Source organism: Streptomyces sp. NPDC055103, assembly GCF_053607625.1.
The window spans coordinates 107,668-122,391 of record NZ_JBSGTX010000013.1 but is presented as its reverse complement, the minus strand read 5'-3'; the positions used below and the strand labels follow the sequence as shown (position 1 = coordinate 122,391).

Genomic DNA, 14,724 nt, shown 5'->3' with positions numbered 1-14,724 from the left:
GGCCCGCCGGTACGGAAAGGGACCGACCGGCGCGGACCCGGTCGCGCGGCGGGCACGCGGATCCGGTGACCGCGGGGATCGCGCGAGCCGGGTGGTCGTGCGAACCGGTCAGGTGACCGTCGGCCGCTGCTGGAACGCGGCGGCCCGGTGGGCACCGGTGGCCACGATGTCCCCCAGCGCGCACACGGCGTGCAGCACGTCCGCGTGCGTGACGTAGAGGGCGTTGAAGCCGAACCGCAGCAGGTCCGGGGCGCGCATGTCGCCGATGACCCCCCGCTCGGTGAGCGCGGCGACCAGCGGATACGCCTCCGGGTGCCGCAGGGCGACCTGGCTGCCCCGGCGCCCGGGCTCGCGCGGGGTGGCCATGGTGAAGCCCATCCCGTCGAGGAGGGTGTCGGCGCACCGCTGGAAGAACCCGGTCAGCGAGAGGCTCTTCGCCCGCACGGACGCCATGTCCACACCGTCGTACGCCGTCAGCGCGGCCTCCAGGGCGACCAGCGAGAGGAGGGCCGGCGTGCCGATGCGGGCCCGGGTGATGCCCGCCGCGGGGGCGTACGTACCGGCCATGGCGAACGGCTCCGCGTGTCCGTGCCAGCCGGTGACCGGGTGGTCGAAGGCCCGCTGGTGACGGTCGGCGACGTAGGCGAACGCCGGGGCCCCGGGGCCGCCGGAGAGGTACTTGTAGCCACAGCCGACCGCGAAGTCCGCCGCCACCGCGTCGAGTGCGATCGGCAGGGCGCCCGCCGCGTGGCACAGGTCCCAGTGCGCGAGGGCTCCCGCGGCGTGCGCGGCGGCGGTGAGCGCGGCCATGTCGTACAGCTCGCCGGTGCGGTAGTCCACCGGGGCGTAGGCGGCGACCGCGACGTCCGTCCCCTCGGCGGCCAGCACCGCGGCGGCCTCGCGTGCGGGCACCCGGCGGACCTCCAGGCCGAGGAGCCGTCCCACCGAGTCGGCGATGTACTGGTCGGTGGGGAAGTGGTCGGGATCGGTCAGCAGCAGCCGTCGGCCGGGGCGCATCCGGGCGGCGGCGAGCAGGGTGTTGAACAGCTGGACGCTGGTCGAGTCCCCGGCCACCACCTGCCCCGGGGCCGCGCCGATCAGCCGGCCGATGGCGTCGCCGGTCCGTACCGGTGCCTCCCACCAGCCGTTGGCGTTCCAGGAGCGGATCAGGTCGGTGCCCCACTGCCGGTGCACGGCGTCCTCGACCGCCGGGGGGACGGCGGCGGGCAGGGCGCCGAGCGAGTTGCCGTCGAGGTAGACGACCCCCTCGGGGAGGAGGAAGCGGTCGCGGACGTGAGCGAGCGGGTCGGCGGCGTCCAGCGCGGCGGCGTCGAGCCTGGCGGTGTCGAGCAGGGCGGTGTCCAGCGCGGCGGACGCTCCGGCGCGGTCTTCGATCGGTCTTCCGGTCGGCACGAGGTCACTCCGTGGGTGCGGGAGAAGCGGCGGGGGAGGGGGTACGGGAGGGGGCGGCGGCCGTGGCGAGGGCGGGCGCGGCGGCGTCACGGTCGCGGACGAGATCCAGCGCGATGTCCGCGAGCAGGTCCTCCTGCCCGCCGACGAGCCGCCGCCGTCCGGCCGCCACGAGCAGGTCCCGGGTGTCGACACCGTGCCGCAGGGCGGTGGCCTCCGCGTGCCTCAGGAAGCTGGAGTACACCCCGGCGTATCCCAGGGTCAGCGTCTCCCGGTCCACCTGTACGGGCCGGTCCTGCGTCGGCCGTACGAGCTCCTCCGCCGCGTCCATCAGCGGGAACAGGTCGCAGCCGTGCTCCCAGCCCATCAGGTCGAAGACGGCCACCGTCGGCTCCAGCGGCGCGTTCCCCGCGCCGGCGCCCTGGCCCGCGAGCGAGGCGTCCACGCGGTACGCGCCCGCCTCCACCGCGGTGACGCTGTTGGCCACGCCCAGGCCGAGGTTGTGGTGGGCGTGGATGCCGATCTCGGTGGCGGGGTCGAGGACGTCGCGGTACGCGCGGACCCGGTCCCGTACGCCGTCCATGGTCAGCCGGCCGCCGGAGTCCGTGACGTAGACGCAGTGCGCGCCGTACGACTCCATGAGGCGCGCCTGGGCGGCCAGTTCGGCCGGCGGGGCCATGTGGGACATCATCAGGAAGCCCGCCACGTCCATTCCCAGCTCCCGGGCAAGACCGATGTGCTGGGCGGAGATGTCCGCCTCCGTGCAGTGGGTGGCGACGCGCACGGACGTGACCCCGAGGGCGTGGGCGCGGCGCAGATCCGCCGCCGTGCCGACTCCGGGCAGCAGGAGGGTGGTGAGCCTGGCCCGGTCGAGCACCTCGGCCGCCGCCTCCAGCCATTCCCAGTCGGTGTGCGCGCCGGGGCCGTAGGTGACGGAGGAGCCGGAGAGGCCGTCGCCGTGGGCGACCTCGACGGCGTCCACGCCGGCGGCCTCCAGGGCGGCCGCGACGGCCCGCACCTGGTCGAGGGTGTAGCGGTGCGCCACGGCGTGCATGCCGTCGCGAAGGGTGACGTCCTGGACGTAGACCGAGGTCATCGGGCCGGACTCCGTTCGGCCAGGCGCTCGGCGGTGCGCAGCGCGGCGGAGGTCATGATGTCGAGGTTTCCGGCGTAGGCCGGGAGGTAGTGGGCGGCGCCCTCCACCTCCAGGTAGACGGAGACGAGCAGCCGCCCGCCCCCGGCCAGACGCGTGTGCGGATCACCGTCCGGCAGCGCGCGGAACTGCGGTTCCTGCTTGAGCCGGTAGCCGGGCACGTACGCGGCGACGGACGCGGCCATCGCGTGCACCGAGGCGGCCACGCGATCCGTGTCGCAGTCGTCGACGACGCAGTGCACGGTGTCGCGCATCAACAGCGCCGGCTCCGCCGGGTTGAGGACGATGATCGCCTTGCCCCGGGCCGCGCCGCCCACCCGCTCCAGGGCGCGGGCGGTGGTCTCGGTGAACTCGTCGATGTTCGCCCGGGTGCCGGGGCCCGCCGACCGCGAGGCGATCGAGGCGACGATCTCCGCGTAGTGCACCGGTGTCACCGCCGAGACGGCGGCGACGATCGGGACGGTGGCCTGGCCGCCGCAGGTGACCATGTTCAGGTCGGTGGCGTCGAGGTGCTCGTCGAGATTGACGGGCGGGACGACGTACGGGCCGATGGCCGCCGGGGTGAGGTCGACGATCCGCTTGCCGTACGGCGCGAGCGCGGCGGCGTTCCGGTGGTGGGCGGCGGCTGACGTGGCGTCGAAGACGATGTCGATGTCGTCGAAGTCGTCGAGCGCCAGCAGCCCCGCCACACCGTCCGCGCTGGTCCGCACACCGAGCCGGCGGGCGCGTGCGAGCCCGTCTGACTCCGGGTCGATGCCGATCATCGCGGCGGCGGTGACGTGCCCCGAGCCCCGGACGATCTTGACGAGGAGATCGGTGCCGATGTTGCCCGATCCGATCACGGCTGCCCTCATCGGACGGCCTCCTTCAGCAGCGGGGTGAGACCGAAGAAGCGGACGGCGTTGCCGCCGAGGACGGCCTCGGTCTCGTCCGGGGTGAGCGCGCTCTCCCGCACCAGCCGGCCGATCTCCTCCTCGCCGAGCGGGAAGGGATGGTCGGAGCCGAGCAGGACCCGCTCCGCGCCCATCACGTCCACGAGCAGCCGCAGCGCGCCGGGGTCGAAGACGGCCGAGTCGACGGAGAAGCGCCGGGTGTAGTGCGAGGGCGGGTGGGGACTGTCGGCGCGGACGAGGTCACGGCGGTGCCACGCGTTGTCGGCCCGGCCCAGGAGGTACGGGAAGCTGCCACCTCCGTGGGCGAACAGCAGCCGCAGCGAGGCCGGCAGACGCTCGAAGGCGCCGGACAGGATCAGCGACAGGATGGTCAGATGGGTCTCGGCCGCCATGCCCGCCAGCCAGGCCAGCATGTATCGGGAGAAGCGCGGGCCGGCCGGCAGGTCCCAGGGATGGACCAGGACGGCCGCGTCCTCGTCGGCGCAGTGCGTGAGGAACTCCACGAGCGCCCCGTGGTCGAGGTCGCGGTCGCCGAGGTGGTTGCCGATGTGGACACCGTGGAACCCCTCGCGCATCGCCTCGCTGAGCAGGGCGCAGGCCGCCTCGGTGTCCTGGAGCGGCACCTGGCACAGCGGGGCCAGCCGGTGCGGGGCGTACGCACCGTACGCGAGGAGGCGGGAGTTGACCGTACGGCACCAGTCGGTGGCGCGCCCGGACTCCAGCCCGTAACCGAAGAGCAGCGGGGTGCTGGACAGCACCTGGATGTCCACGCCGAGCCGGTCCAGGTCGGCGACGCGCTCCGCCGGGTCCCACAGGGTGCGGCGGACCGGCCGGTACTCGACGGATCCGGACATCATCATCCCGGCGTCGGGACCGTCCGTGGTCCGCAGCCAGGGGCCGTCGTCGGCGCCGGTGAGCCGCCGCGACTCGGCACGGCCGATCTCCGGGAAGACGTGGGCGTGGATGTCGACGACGGTCATGCGCCGCCCGCCTCGTCGCGACGGGTGCGCGGACGCAGCTCCTCGGGCCAGTCCCTGCCCGGGTGCACGGCGCCGCAGTTGCCGCAGGTGCGTGCGGCCTCGTCGCCGTAGAAGGAGTCGAACACCGGCGGGAGGTCGTCGACGATCGAGGTGAGCTGCACCTCGCTGCGGTGCACCAGGTGGTGGCACGCGGTGCAGTACCACTCGAAGGCGTCGCGCTGACCGTGCGGCCTGGCGAACTCGACGACCAGGCCGATGCTGTCCTCCTCCGGCCGCTGCGGGGAGTGCCGTACGTGCGGCGGGAGGAGGAAGACGTCCCCCTCACGGATGTGGATGTCGCGCGGCGGGCTCCCCTCCTCGTCCATGACGCGGAGCACCATGTCGCCCTTGAGCTGGTAGAAGAACTCCTCGATCGGGTCGTCGTGGAAGTCGGTGCGGCGGTTCGGGCCGCCCACGACCGTCACCATCAGCTCGGCGTCCTGCCAGATCTGGACGTTGCCGACCGGCGGCCTGAGCAGGTGGCGGTGTTCCTCGATCCAGGACTGGAGGTTGAACGGTCTCATGGTCATCGGCGCGGTTCCTTGTTCCGGGAGGCGGACACGGGCGTGTGCTGCGGGATGTGGGCGACGCCGCTGATCTCGATCAGCAGGTGCGGATGGGGGAGCTGGTGGACGGCGACGGTGGTGCGGGCCGGACCGCCCTCGTCGAAGTACTCGCCGTAGACCTCGTTGTAGCCGCCGAAGTCGTTCATGCCGACCAGGTACGTGGTGACGGAGACCAGGTCCTCCAGGCCGCCGCCCGCCGCGGCCAGCAGACGCGCCATGTTGTCGAGCACGGCACGGGTCTGGGCACGGATGTCGAGGTCCGTGACGCCCATCGCGTCGGCGCTCGCGCCGGCGAACGTGCCGTCGGGGCGCCGCGCGCTCGTACCGGAGACGAAGACCAGGTCGCCCGCACGCCGGAAGTGGGGGAACCGTCCGCGGGGCGGGGCGGCGCCGGGCACGATCACACGCCCTCCCCGGTGGTGAACCGGACGCTGCCGAGGCCGGCGACCGTGGCCCGTACATGCGTCCCGGGTGGCAGTGGTACGGCGGCGGTCGCCGCGCCGGCCAGGATCACCGTGCCGGGCTCCAGCGCACCGGCGAGCCGGGCCGCGGCCGCGAGGGCCCGCAGCGGATGCCCGAGGATCGCCGCGGTGGAACCGGCCTCGGCCAGGCGCCCGTCGAGCTCCAGCAGGACACCGCGGTTGCCCAGGTCGCCCAGGTCGCCCGGGGCGTTCCAGGGCCCCACGGCGTACCCCGCGGCGGAGGTGTTGTCGGCGATCACCTCGGGAAGCGAGAACCGGAACCCGTCGTATCGGGAGTCGATGACCTCCAGCGCCGGGGCCACGGCCGCGACCGCCGCCATGGGGTCGCCCCCGGGACGCAGGGTGTCGCCGAGAAGGAAGGCCACCTCGGGCTCGACCCGGGGGTGGATGAGACCCGAGGCGTCGAAACGCCCCCCGTCGGGAATCTCCATCCGGTCCGTCAGCCGCCCGTGGATCAGGTCGGACACGCCCATCTGCCGCATCTTGGCCACGCTGGTGAAGCCCAGCTTGAAGCCGGTCAGCCGCTCGCCGCGGGCCAGCCGCCGGGCGACCAGGGCCTCCTGGACGGCGTACGCCTCCCCGACGTCCTTCGGACCGCTTCCGCCGCCGGCCAGCGGACGGCCTTCGCAAGCCGCCGAGTCGAGCGCCTCGGCCAGTGCCGTGATGTTCATCGGGTGTCTCCCTCCCGGCCGGTGCGCCCGAAGGCCGCGCGCACCGAACCGAGGCCGTCGATACGGGCTTCGAGCACGTCACCGGGCTCGACGGTGATCATGGGGCCGAGCGCGCCGGTGAGCACGGTGTCCCCGGCGCGCAGCGGGTGGCCGAGCCGCGCGAGCGTGTCGGCCAGCCACACGGCGGCGTGCAGTGGATTGCCCAGGCAGGCGGCACCGGCCCCGGTGGACACGGGCTCACCGCGCCGCTCAAGGACCATGCCGACGGTCCGCAGATCGAGGTCCCGCAGCGGTACGGGGCGGGTGCCCAGGACGTACGCGCCGCCGGAGGCGTTGTCGGCGATCGTGTCCACGGCCGAGATGTCCCAGTCACGGATCCGGCTGCCCACCACCTCGACGGCGGGCACCGCGAACGCGGTCGCCCGGATCACATCGGCCACGGTGTGCCGCTCATGGGTGAGGTCGTGTGCGAGAACCAGGGCGACCTCGGCCTCGGCCCGCGCCTGGAGCACCGTGCCCCAGGGGATCTCCGCGCCGTCCGGGACGGCCGTGTCGTCCGTCAGACGGCCGAAGTCCGGCGTGTCGACGCCGAGCTGGGCCTGCACGGCCGCCGAGGTCAGACCGATCTTCCAGCCCGTGACCCGGCGTCCCTCCGCGATCCGGCGCTCGCCGAGGACGGTCTGGACGGCATAGGCGGCCGCCAGGTCCCCCGAGGGCAGCAGATCACGGACCGGCTCGCAGGGAACGCCCGTCAGGCGCGCCGTGTCGAGGCGCTCGGCGGCCCTCGCCACCGCTTCGTCCACCGTGCTCACCGCCGCGCCACCTGTGCTCACCGCTTCGTCCGCCGTGCTCACAGCTTCACGCACACATTCATCGGCTCGGAGAAGAAGTCCAGGGAGTGATCGCCGCCCTCGCGGCCGATCCCGGAGGCCTTCACGCCTCCGAAGGGGGTACGGAGGTCGCGCAGGTTCCAGGTGTTGACCCAGGCGATCCCGACGTCGAGGGCGGGGGCGACCCGGTGCGCCCGGCTCACGTCACCCGTCCACACCGTGGCGGCCAGGCCGTACGGCCCGGCGTTCGCGTACGCCAGCGCCTCCTCCTCGGTGTCGAACGGCGCCAGATGGACGACGGGCCCGAAGATCTCCTCCCGTACCACCGGGTGGTCCTCCGGGAGTCCCGCCAGCACGGTCGGCTCCACCCAGAAGCCACCGTCCCGGTCGTCGGAGAACCGTGGCACGCCACCCCCCGCGAGCACCTCGCCGTCGGCCGCGGCCTTGCCGAGGTAGCCCAGGACCTTGTCGCGGTGCGCCGCCGAGACCATCGGGCCGTAGCCGCTCAACGCGCGGGCACCGGCGGCCAGCGCCTCGGCGAACGCGTCGAACACCGACCGCTCCACGTACACCCGCTCGGTGCAGAGACACACCTGCCCGCTGTGGGTGAACGACGAGCGGAGGGTGCCCGCCACGGCCTGCTCCAGATCCGCGTCGGCGAAGACGAGTCCGGCGTTCTTGCCGCCCAGCTCGAACGAGACGGGGGCAAGCCGCGCGGCGGCGGCGCGCATGATCGCCCCACCCGTACGCGACTCCCCGGTGAACGCGATGGCGTCCACCCCGGGATGCTCGGTGAGCCACTGCCCCGCGGCGTCCGCACCGCCGCCGTGGACGACGTTGAAGACTCCCGCCGGCACGCCGGCCTCCGCCATCACCTCCGCCAGCAGGCACGCCGTGCCCGGGGTCAGCTCGGAGGGCTTGGCGACGAGGGTGTTCCCCGTGGCGAGGGCGGGCGCCACCTTCCAGGTGAGCAGCAGCAGCGGCAGGTTCCACGGCGAGATCACCGCGACCACGCCCAGCGGTTTGCGCACCGTGTAGTTCAGCGCGCCACGGCCGTCAGGGGTGGCCGTGTGCCAGGACCGCTCGCCGCGACCGGCCAGGAGGTCCGCGTACGACCGGAAGTTGGCGACCGCACGCGGGATGTCGATCGTCGAGGCGAGCTCGCGGGGCTTCCCCGTGTCCGCGCACTCGGCATCGACGAACTCCTCGAAGCGCAGCTCGACGCCGTCCGCGATCCGGTGCAGCAGCCGCGAACGGTCCGCCGGGCTCCAGGACGCCCACGGGCCGCGCAGTGCCCCGCGCGCCGCGCCCACCGCACGGTCGACCAACGTGCGGGAGGCCGACGGCGCTTCGCCGACGACGGTCCCACGGGCCGGATCGAGGAGGGGGAACGGGACGCCCGACGTGTCGAACTCGCCCCCCACGTAATGCCGCACAGGTGAGCGCACCTTGCAGACCTCCGTCGCCAGGCCGGGGCCTCGGAATCGGCCCCCGGCGTGTGCCGGTATCATGCGCCCAACCAGCCATACCGAACCAATGCCAAAAGGTGCTGGACTCATACCGATTCGGGTATGGAGAAGTCCGGCGGGCCCGACAGCCCGGCCGGCCTGACCGTACGGCTCGGCCTACCCGCCCGGCCCGGCCCGGCCTAGCCGCCCGGCCCGCCCGTACGATCGGCCCGAGCGTCCGACCGCTCACGGAAACGGAAGGAGTCCCCGGCAATGGATCTCCTGGACGGCCGGCTGAAGTTCCGGCACCTCACCCTTCTCGTCGCGATCGTCGACCACGGCAGCGTGGGGCGGGCGGCCGAGACCCTCCACCTCACCCAGCCCGCCGCCACCCGCACCCTCCGCGAACTGGAGGGCATCGCCGACCTGCCGCTCTTCGTCCGCATGCCGCGCGGCATGCGGACGACGCTCTACGGAGAGGCACTCGCCGAGCACGCCCGCGCCGTGATCGCCGAGATGCGACGGGCCGGGGAACACCTCACCGGACTGCGCCAGGGCCGGGAGGGAACGGTGACCGTCGGCGCGCTCCTCGCCGGCACCAACGTGCTGCTGCCCCGTGCCGTCGCCCAGCTCAAGCGGGAACGGCCCCGGGTCACCGTCGTCGTACGGGAGGGAACACCGGATGTCCTCCATCCGGCACTGCTGGCGGGCGAACTGGACGTCATCGTCGGCCGGGTGGGACCGGCCCCCAAGGAGGGGGACGGACTGCGCCAGCGGCGGCTCTACCGGGAACGCATCCGGCTCGCCGTCCGGGCCGGCCACCCGCTTTCGGAGGCCTCCGACGTCACGCTCACGGACACCCTCGCCTTCCCGTGGATCCTCCCGGTCGAACAGACCGCCCTGCGCCAGGAGCTCGGCGCCCTCTTCGCGGACCGGGGCCTCGCCCTGCCCGCGGACCGGGTCGAGTGCACGTCGATCCTGACCATGCGGGCCCTGCTGCTGCAGACGGACATGGTCGCGCTGCTCCCCGAGCTGGTCCTGCACGCCGACGAACATCTCGCCGCCCTGCCGGTCGAGCTCCCCTCGGTGGGTCGCACGGTGGGCACCACGGAGGCGGCACACCGCACCCGCACCCCGGCCCTGCAGGCCCTGCTGCACCACCTCGACCACGAAGCGGCCCTGCTGCGCGAGACCCTCTGCGGGCCGCCGGAAGGCTAGGGCGTGTCTGTCGGTCCGGAGGTGTGTCGACCTCCGCCGTCAGTGGGGGAGGCCGACGGCGCGTTCGCCGGCGCGGGGCTACTTGTTGACGGTGAAGCCCTGGTCCCTGCCGTAGGTGACGCTGGCGTCCTGCCAGGCCTTCAGCCCGTCGGTGAGCGTGGTCGGGGAGACGTACGCCTTGCCCACGGTGTCGTTGAAGTTCGCGTTGGCGTACACCTGGTAGGGCAGGTAGGACCAGTCGGCGCCGACGTTGCGGGCGGACTCGGCGAAGACCTGGTTGGCCTTCTGGCCGCCGAAGTACGGGAACGGGGCGTCGAGGAACGCCTTCGATTCCAGATCCGCGCGGGTGGCCGGGAAGGCGCCGGCGGCGACACGGGTGGCCGCTCCGGTGCCGGTGGTCGCGAACTCCGTGAAGGCGTAGGCGAGTTCCTTGTTCTTGGCCGCCTTCGGGACGGCGAGCGAGCTGCCGCCGTTCTCCGCGCTCGTCTTGTCGCCCTTCTTCCACTGCGGCAGCGGCGCGACCCGCCAGTCGCCGGAGGCGGCCGCGACGCCGGAGGTGAGGTTGGCCGGCATCCAGGCGCCGATGGAGAGGGTCGCGAGGGAGCCGTCGGCCAGGCCCTTGTACCAGGCGTCGCTCCACGAGCTGACCGGCGCGACCAGCTTCTCGTCGAGGAGCTTCTGCCAGGTGTCGGTGTACTTCTTGGTGCCCTCGTCGCCGAAGTCGATGGTGACGTCCGTACCGTCGGTCTTGTACGGGCGGCCGCCGGCCTGCCAGATGAGGCTGGTCGTGGCGCCGGCGTCACCGGTGTCGTTGGTGATGAAGATCTTCGGGTCGGCCTTGTGGAGGGCGCGGGCCGCTTCCACGTACTCGTCCCAGGTGGACGGCACCGCGATGCCGTGCTTGTCGAAGACCTTCTTGTTGTAGAAGAACGCCATGGGGCCGGAGTCCATGGGCAGGGCGTGGATCGCCTCGTCGGCGCCCTGGGTGACGGCGTTCCACGGGCCGGGCGTGAAGGTCGTGCCGTACCGCTTGGCGCCGTAGGAGGAGAGGTCCTCTATCGACGAGCCGATGGCGAACTGCCCGAGGGCGTAGTACTCGATCTGCGCGACGTCGGGGGCGCCGGAACCGGCCGCCATCGCGTTCTGCAGGGCGGTGTACTGCTTGTCGCCGGTACCGGCGTTGACCAGCTCGATGTCGACCTTGGGGTACTTCTTCTCGAAGTCCTCAGCCACCTTCTTGAGCGTGGGCTCCCAGGCCCACACGGTCACCTTGCCGCCCTTGTCGAGCGCTGCCTGGATGTCCTGCGGGGAGCCCTCGCCGGCAGCGGCGTCCGGGGCGTCGGAACCGCAGGCGGTGGCGGTCAGCGCGAGCGTGGAGGCGACGGCGAGGGCGCCGAGGAGCCTGCGTGCGGAGTGCGTTGTCATGGGCTGTGCTCCTGGTCGGTGATGCGGTGGGGAGGCGGGAGAAGGCGAAGGGGAAGGAGAGGGAAGAACGGGGTGCGGCGGGGTCATTCCTTGACGCTGCCCGCGGCCAGGCCCGACTGCCAGTACCGCTGGAGCAGCAGGAAGACGGCCACGATCGGCACGATCGTCAGCAGGGAGCCGGTGATGATGAGGTCGAACACGGCCTCGCCGCCCGCCGTCTGGGCCTGCGCGTTCCAGGCGTTCAGGCCGAGGGTCAGGGGGTACCAGTCGGGATCCTTGATCATGATCAGCGGCAGGAAGTAGTTGTTCCAGGTCGCGACCATCGAGAACAGCAGCACGGTGACGGTGCCCGGCATCAGCAGCGGCAGGGCGATCGTGAAGAAGGTGCGCAGCTCGCCGGAGCCGTCGATGCGCGCGGCCTCCAGGAGCTCGGCGGGGACCGCCTCGGCGGCGAAGACCCACATCAGGTAGAGCCCGAAGGGCGAGATCAGGGACGGGATGATCACCGCCCAAGGGGTGTTCGTCAGACCCATGTTGCTGAACATCAGAAAGGTGGGGACGGCGAGGGCGGTGCCCGGTACGGCCACGGCCCCCAGGACCACGGCGAAGACCGCGCGGCGGCCGGGGAAGTCGTACTTGGCGAGGGCGTACCCGCCGAGGACGGCGAGGACCGTGGCGCCGCCCGCGCCGGCGACGACGTACAGCAGGGTGTTGAGCAGCCAGCGGACGAAGACCCCGTCGTCGTACGTGAGCGTGCGGGTGACGTTGTCCCAGAAGTGCGACTCGTCGGCGAACCAGAGCCCGAAGGAGTCGAACAGGCCGTTCTGGTCCTTGGTGGCGTTGATGACCAGCCAGCCGAGCGGAAGCAGGGTGTAGAGGAGGACCAGGCCGGTCGCGAGGGTCAGCGGCACACTGGGCCGGGGGTGGAGCGGAGTGTGGGGGAGGCGCCCCTTGCGCTTCGCCGTCGCGGTCCCCGACCCGCGCGTGGCGGCCGGAGGAGCGGCGGTGGCGCGGCGGCCGGGGGGCGGGGTGGCGGAGTCGGAAGCCGTGGTGGTGAGGGAGGTGGTCATCGGCTCAGCCCTTCCGCATGCCGCGCAGCTGGACCGTGTAGGCGATGATCGCGGTGATCACGCCCATCACGATGGCCACGGTCGCCGCGTAGTTGTGCTGCTGTCCGGCGAAGGACAGCGAGTACGTGTACAGGTTGGGGGTGAAGTCGTTGGTGAGCGCGTTGGGTGCGAGCTTCTGCAGGATGCTGGGCTCGTTGAAGAGCTGGAAGCTGCCGATGATCGAGAAGATCGTGGCGATGACGAGGGCGCCGCGGATCGCGGGGAGCTTGATCGAGGCGATGACCCGCCATTCCCCGGCTCCGTCGATGGCCGCGGCCTCGTAGAGCGAGCGGGGTACGACCTTGAGGGCCGAGTAGAAGATCAGCATGTTGTAGCCGACGAACTCCCAGGTCACGATGTTGCCGATCGATGCCAGCACGAGCGAGGGGGAGAGCGGGTCGGGCAGGGACAGGCCGAACGCGTCGTTGAGGTTGCCGACGAGGCCGAACCGGGTGCCGTAGATGAAGCCCCACATGAGGCTCGCGACGACGGCCGGGACGGCGTACGGCAGGAAGACGCCGACGCGGAAGAACGACTTCCCGTAGAGCCTCCCGCTGTCGACCGCCAGGGCGACGAGCAGCGCGATGCCGAGCATGACCGGCACCTGCACGGCCAGGAACAGGCCGACCCGGGCCATCCCGTCCCAGAACCGCGGGTCGGTCAGGGCCCGCACGTAGTTGTCCGCGCCCACGAACGACCGGCCGCCGATCAGCCGGTCCCGGAAGAGGCTCAGATAGGCGGCGTACCCGATCGGTGCGAGGAAGACGAGGGCGAAGACCGCGACGAACGGGCCGGCGAATCCCCATCCGGTGAGGGCGTACCGACCGAGGGGGCGGCGGCGTCGTGGCCGGGGTGGTGGGACTGCCCGTGCGGACGTCGACAGGAGCGTCATGGTGGTTCCTTGCGTCGTTGACCGACCGGTCGGGAACGGGGTGCGGGGAGGCGGGGCCTCAGGGCCGACAGGCCGGAGGAAGACTGATCCGATGAGCCATGTTTACGTAATCATCGATGGCCTGATGGTGGCACCACCGCGAGACGGGCGTCAAGCACGGCGCGATAGCGAACAGGCGGGATTCAGGCGGCGGCAGGGGCGCGACGGTCGGTCGTGCCGTGCGGGGGAGGCCGGTCGTGGGCGCGCGGAAAGGCCCGCCCGCGGGGTAGGCGGGCGGGCCTGGGAGTGTTCTGCCGATCAGGCGGGCGGGGGTGCGGTGCTGCTCGTGTCCGTCAGGTGGTGGGGCTCGGGCTCGTCCGTGCCTGTCAGGCGGGCGGGGGTGCCGTGCTGCCCCGGACCACGAGGGTGGGTTCCACGGCGAGCCGGTGCGGGCCGTTGGCGCGGCGCTCGATCTGCTCCAGGAGCAGGGTCACGCAGTGCCGGCCCACCACGTCGAAGTCCTGGTGGACGGTGGTGAGCGGCGGCTCGAAGAACGGGGCCTCCGGGACGTCGTCGAAGCCCGCCACGCTGACCTCGTCCGGCACCTTCCGCCCCGCCTCGCGCATGGCGCGCAGCACGCCGAGCGCCATCTGGTCGTTCGCCGCGAACACCGCCGTGACGTCGGGCGCCTCGGCGAGCGTACGACCGGCCAGATAGCCGGACTCGGCGCTCCAGTCGCCGTACTGCGTCGGGGGTACGAGGGCCCCGGCCGCGACCAGGGTGCGCTCCCAGGCCGCGGAGCGCCGCCGGGCCGCGAAGGAGTCGCGCGGGCCGCTGACGTGGTGCACCGTGCGATGGCCCAGTTCGAGCAGGTGGTTGACCACGCTCTGGGTGCCCCGGGCCTGGTCGAAGTCGACGTTCGGGTAGCGGTGCCCGGTGTCGCCGTCGGCGACGACCACCGGCATCGTGGGCGGCAGGCGCAGCGACGGCGTGTCGAGCATCTGCGACTCGATCAGCACGATGCCGTCGACGGACTGCAGCATGAGGTGGCGGAAGGCCTGCTGCACGGCCGCTTCGGTCTGCGCGCGGATCCCCATGAAGTTGACCGAGAAGCCGGCCTCGCGCGCCGCGTCGGCGATGGCCGCCAGCGTCCGGGCGTTGCCGTGGGCGCCGACGTCGAAGCTGACCACGCCGAGCGCCCCGAACTTGCCGGTGACCAGCGCCCGGGCCGCCGCGTTGGGCCGGTATCCGAGGACCTGCATGGCCTCCAACACCTTGGCGCGGGTCGTCTCGTCGACGTTGTCGTGGTTGTTGGCCACGCGGGACACGGTCTGGGAGGAAACACCCGCCTTCGCCGCGACCTCGGCCATCGAGGGCCACTTCCGGGGTGTGCGCGAGCGAGGTGCTCTCGCCGCCTTCTCCGCCACAGTCGACCGCCTTTTCCCGCTCTTCCCGAGGCCCGGCGCGTGCGCGCGGTATGCGCTCCCGCCCGTCAATGTTGACGCAAACACGCCGTCGGGTCAAAAACCCGGACCGTCTCCGCCCAACTCCTTGACAGCGTCTCGCGGGCCTCACAAACTTCCGGCTACACCGTGTTTACGAAAACATTACGTAGATCCGGTGATCGGA

General features: G+C 72.4%; 14 protein-coding genes. 1 reads left to right on the top strand and 13 read right to left on the bottom strand.

All coding sequences use genetic code 11. The annotated features are described in order from the left end of the window. Positions 1-108 precede the first annotated feature (108 nt). The 9 genes from kynU to ACWFR1_RS11485 all read right to left on the bottom strand — a co-directional run bounded on the left by kynU (position 109) and on the right by ACWFR1_RS11485 (position 8,460). Positions 109-1,353: a kynureninase gene (gene kynU / locus ACWFR1_RS11525; protein WP_453549277.1), complete on the bottom strand. Its 1,245-nt coding sequence runs from the start codon at positions 1,351-1,353 to the stop codon at positions 109-111. A 64-nt stretch (positions 1,354-1,417) separates the two neighbouring features. Then, positions 1,418-2,506: a 4-hydroxy-2-oxovalerate aldolase gene (gene dmpG, locus ACWFR1_RS11520; protein ID WP_453549239.1), complete on the bottom strand. Its 1,089-nt coding sequence runs from the start codon at positions 2,504-2,506 to the stop codon at positions 1,418-1,420. Further along, positions 2,503-3,417 carry an acetaldehyde dehydrogenase (acetylating) gene (locus ACWFR1_RS11515; protein WP_453549237.1) on the bottom strand — a complete coding sequence of 305 codons (915 nt, stop codon included), beginning with the start codon at positions 3,415-3,417 and terminating at the stop codon, positions 2,503-2,505. The genes dmpG and ACWFR1_RS11515 overlap by 4 nt, the downstream gene beginning before the upstream one ends. Next, the gene (locus ACWFR1_RS11510; protein WP_453549235.1) at positions 3,414-4,436 is read right to left on the bottom strand and encodes an amidohydrolase family protein; all 1,023 of its coding nucleotides are present in this window, start codon (positions 4,434-4,436) and stop codon (positions 3,414-3,416) included. The genes ACWFR1_RS11515 and ACWFR1_RS11510 overlap by 4 nt, the downstream gene beginning before the upstream one ends. Continuing rightward, positions 4,433-5,005 carry a 3-hydroxyanthranilate 3,4-dioxygenase gene (locus tag ACWFR1_RS11505; protein ID WP_453549233.1) on the bottom strand — a complete coding sequence of 191 codons (573 nt, stop codon included), beginning with the start codon at positions 5,003-5,005 and terminating at the stop codon, positions 4,433-4,435. The genes ACWFR1_RS11510 and ACWFR1_RS11505 overlap by 4 nt, the downstream gene beginning before the upstream one ends. Further along, positions 5,002-5,445 carry a RidA family protein gene (locus tag ACWFR1_RS11500; RefSeq protein ID WP_453549230.1) on the bottom strand — a complete coding sequence of 148 codons (444 nt, stop codon included), beginning with the start codon at positions 5,443-5,445 and terminating at the stop codon, positions 5,002-5,004. The genes ACWFR1_RS11505 and ACWFR1_RS11500 overlap by 4 nt, the downstream gene beginning before the upstream one ends. After that, a complete protein-coding gene (locus ACWFR1_RS11495; RefSeq protein ID WP_453549228.1) occupies positions 5,442-6,194 on the bottom strand; it encodes a 2-keto-4-pentenoate hydratase in 753 nt (250 codons plus the stop codon). The genes ACWFR1_RS11500 and ACWFR1_RS11495 overlap by 4 nt, the downstream gene beginning before the upstream one ends. Beyond that, positions 6,191-7,006, bottom strand: a complete 816-nt coding sequence (locus tag ACWFR1_RS11490; protein ID WP_453549226.1) for a 2-keto-4-pentenoate hydratase — start codon at positions 7,004-7,006, stop codon at positions 6,191-6,193. The genes ACWFR1_RS11495 and ACWFR1_RS11490 overlap by 4 nt, the downstream gene beginning before the upstream one ends. 38 nt (positions 7,007-7,044) lie before the next feature. After that, the gene (locus ACWFR1_RS11485; RefSeq protein WP_453549224.1) at positions 7,045-8,460 is read right to left on the bottom strand and encodes a 2-hydroxymuconic semialdehyde dehydrogenase; all 1,416 of its coding nucleotides are present in this window, start codon (positions 8,458-8,460) and stop codon (positions 7,045-7,047) included. Between the two features lie 285 nt (positions 8,461-8,745). On the opposite strand from ACWFR1_RS11485, the gene ACWFR1_RS11480 reads away from it, so the two are divergent. Then, positions 8,746-9,690 carry a LysR substrate-binding domain-containing protein gene (locus tag ACWFR1_RS11480; RefSeq protein ID WP_453549221.1) on the top strand — a complete coding sequence of 315 codons (945 nt, stop codon included), beginning with the start codon at positions 8,746-8,748 and terminating at the stop codon, positions 9,688-9,690. A 78-nt stretch (positions 9,691-9,768) separates the two neighbouring features. Here the strand turns inward: ACWFR1_RS11480 and ACWFR1_RS11475 are convergent, their stop codons facing one another. From ACWFR1_RS11475 to ACWFR1_RS11460, 4 genes are all read right to left on the bottom strand, one after another. Then, positions 9,769-11,115: an ABC transporter substrate-binding protein gene (locus ACWFR1_RS11475; protein ID WP_453549219.1), complete on the bottom strand. Its 1,347-nt coding sequence runs from the start codon at positions 11,113-11,115 to the stop codon at positions 9,769-9,771. Positions 11,116-11,198: 83 nt separating this feature from the next. Continuing rightward, complete coding sequence (locus ACWFR1_RS11470; protein WP_453549217.1) at positions 11,199-12,185, bottom strand: carbohydrate ABC transporter permease; 987 nt, start codon at positions 12,183-12,185, stop codon at positions 11,199-11,201. Between the two features lie 4 nt (positions 12,186-12,189). Continuing rightward, a complete protein-coding gene (locus ACWFR1_RS11465) occupies positions 12,190-13,116 on the bottom strand; it encodes a carbohydrate ABC transporter permease (protein WP_453549215.1) in 927 nt (308 codons plus the stop codon). Positions 13,117-13,481: 365 nt separating this feature from the next. Next, positions 13,482-14,465 carry a LacI family DNA-binding transcriptional regulator gene (locus ACWFR1_RS11460; protein WP_453549212.1) on the bottom strand — a complete coding sequence of 328 codons (984 nt, stop codon included), beginning with the start codon at positions 14,463-14,465 and terminating at the stop codon, positions 13,482-13,484. Positions 14,466-14,724: the final 259 nt, after the last annotated feature.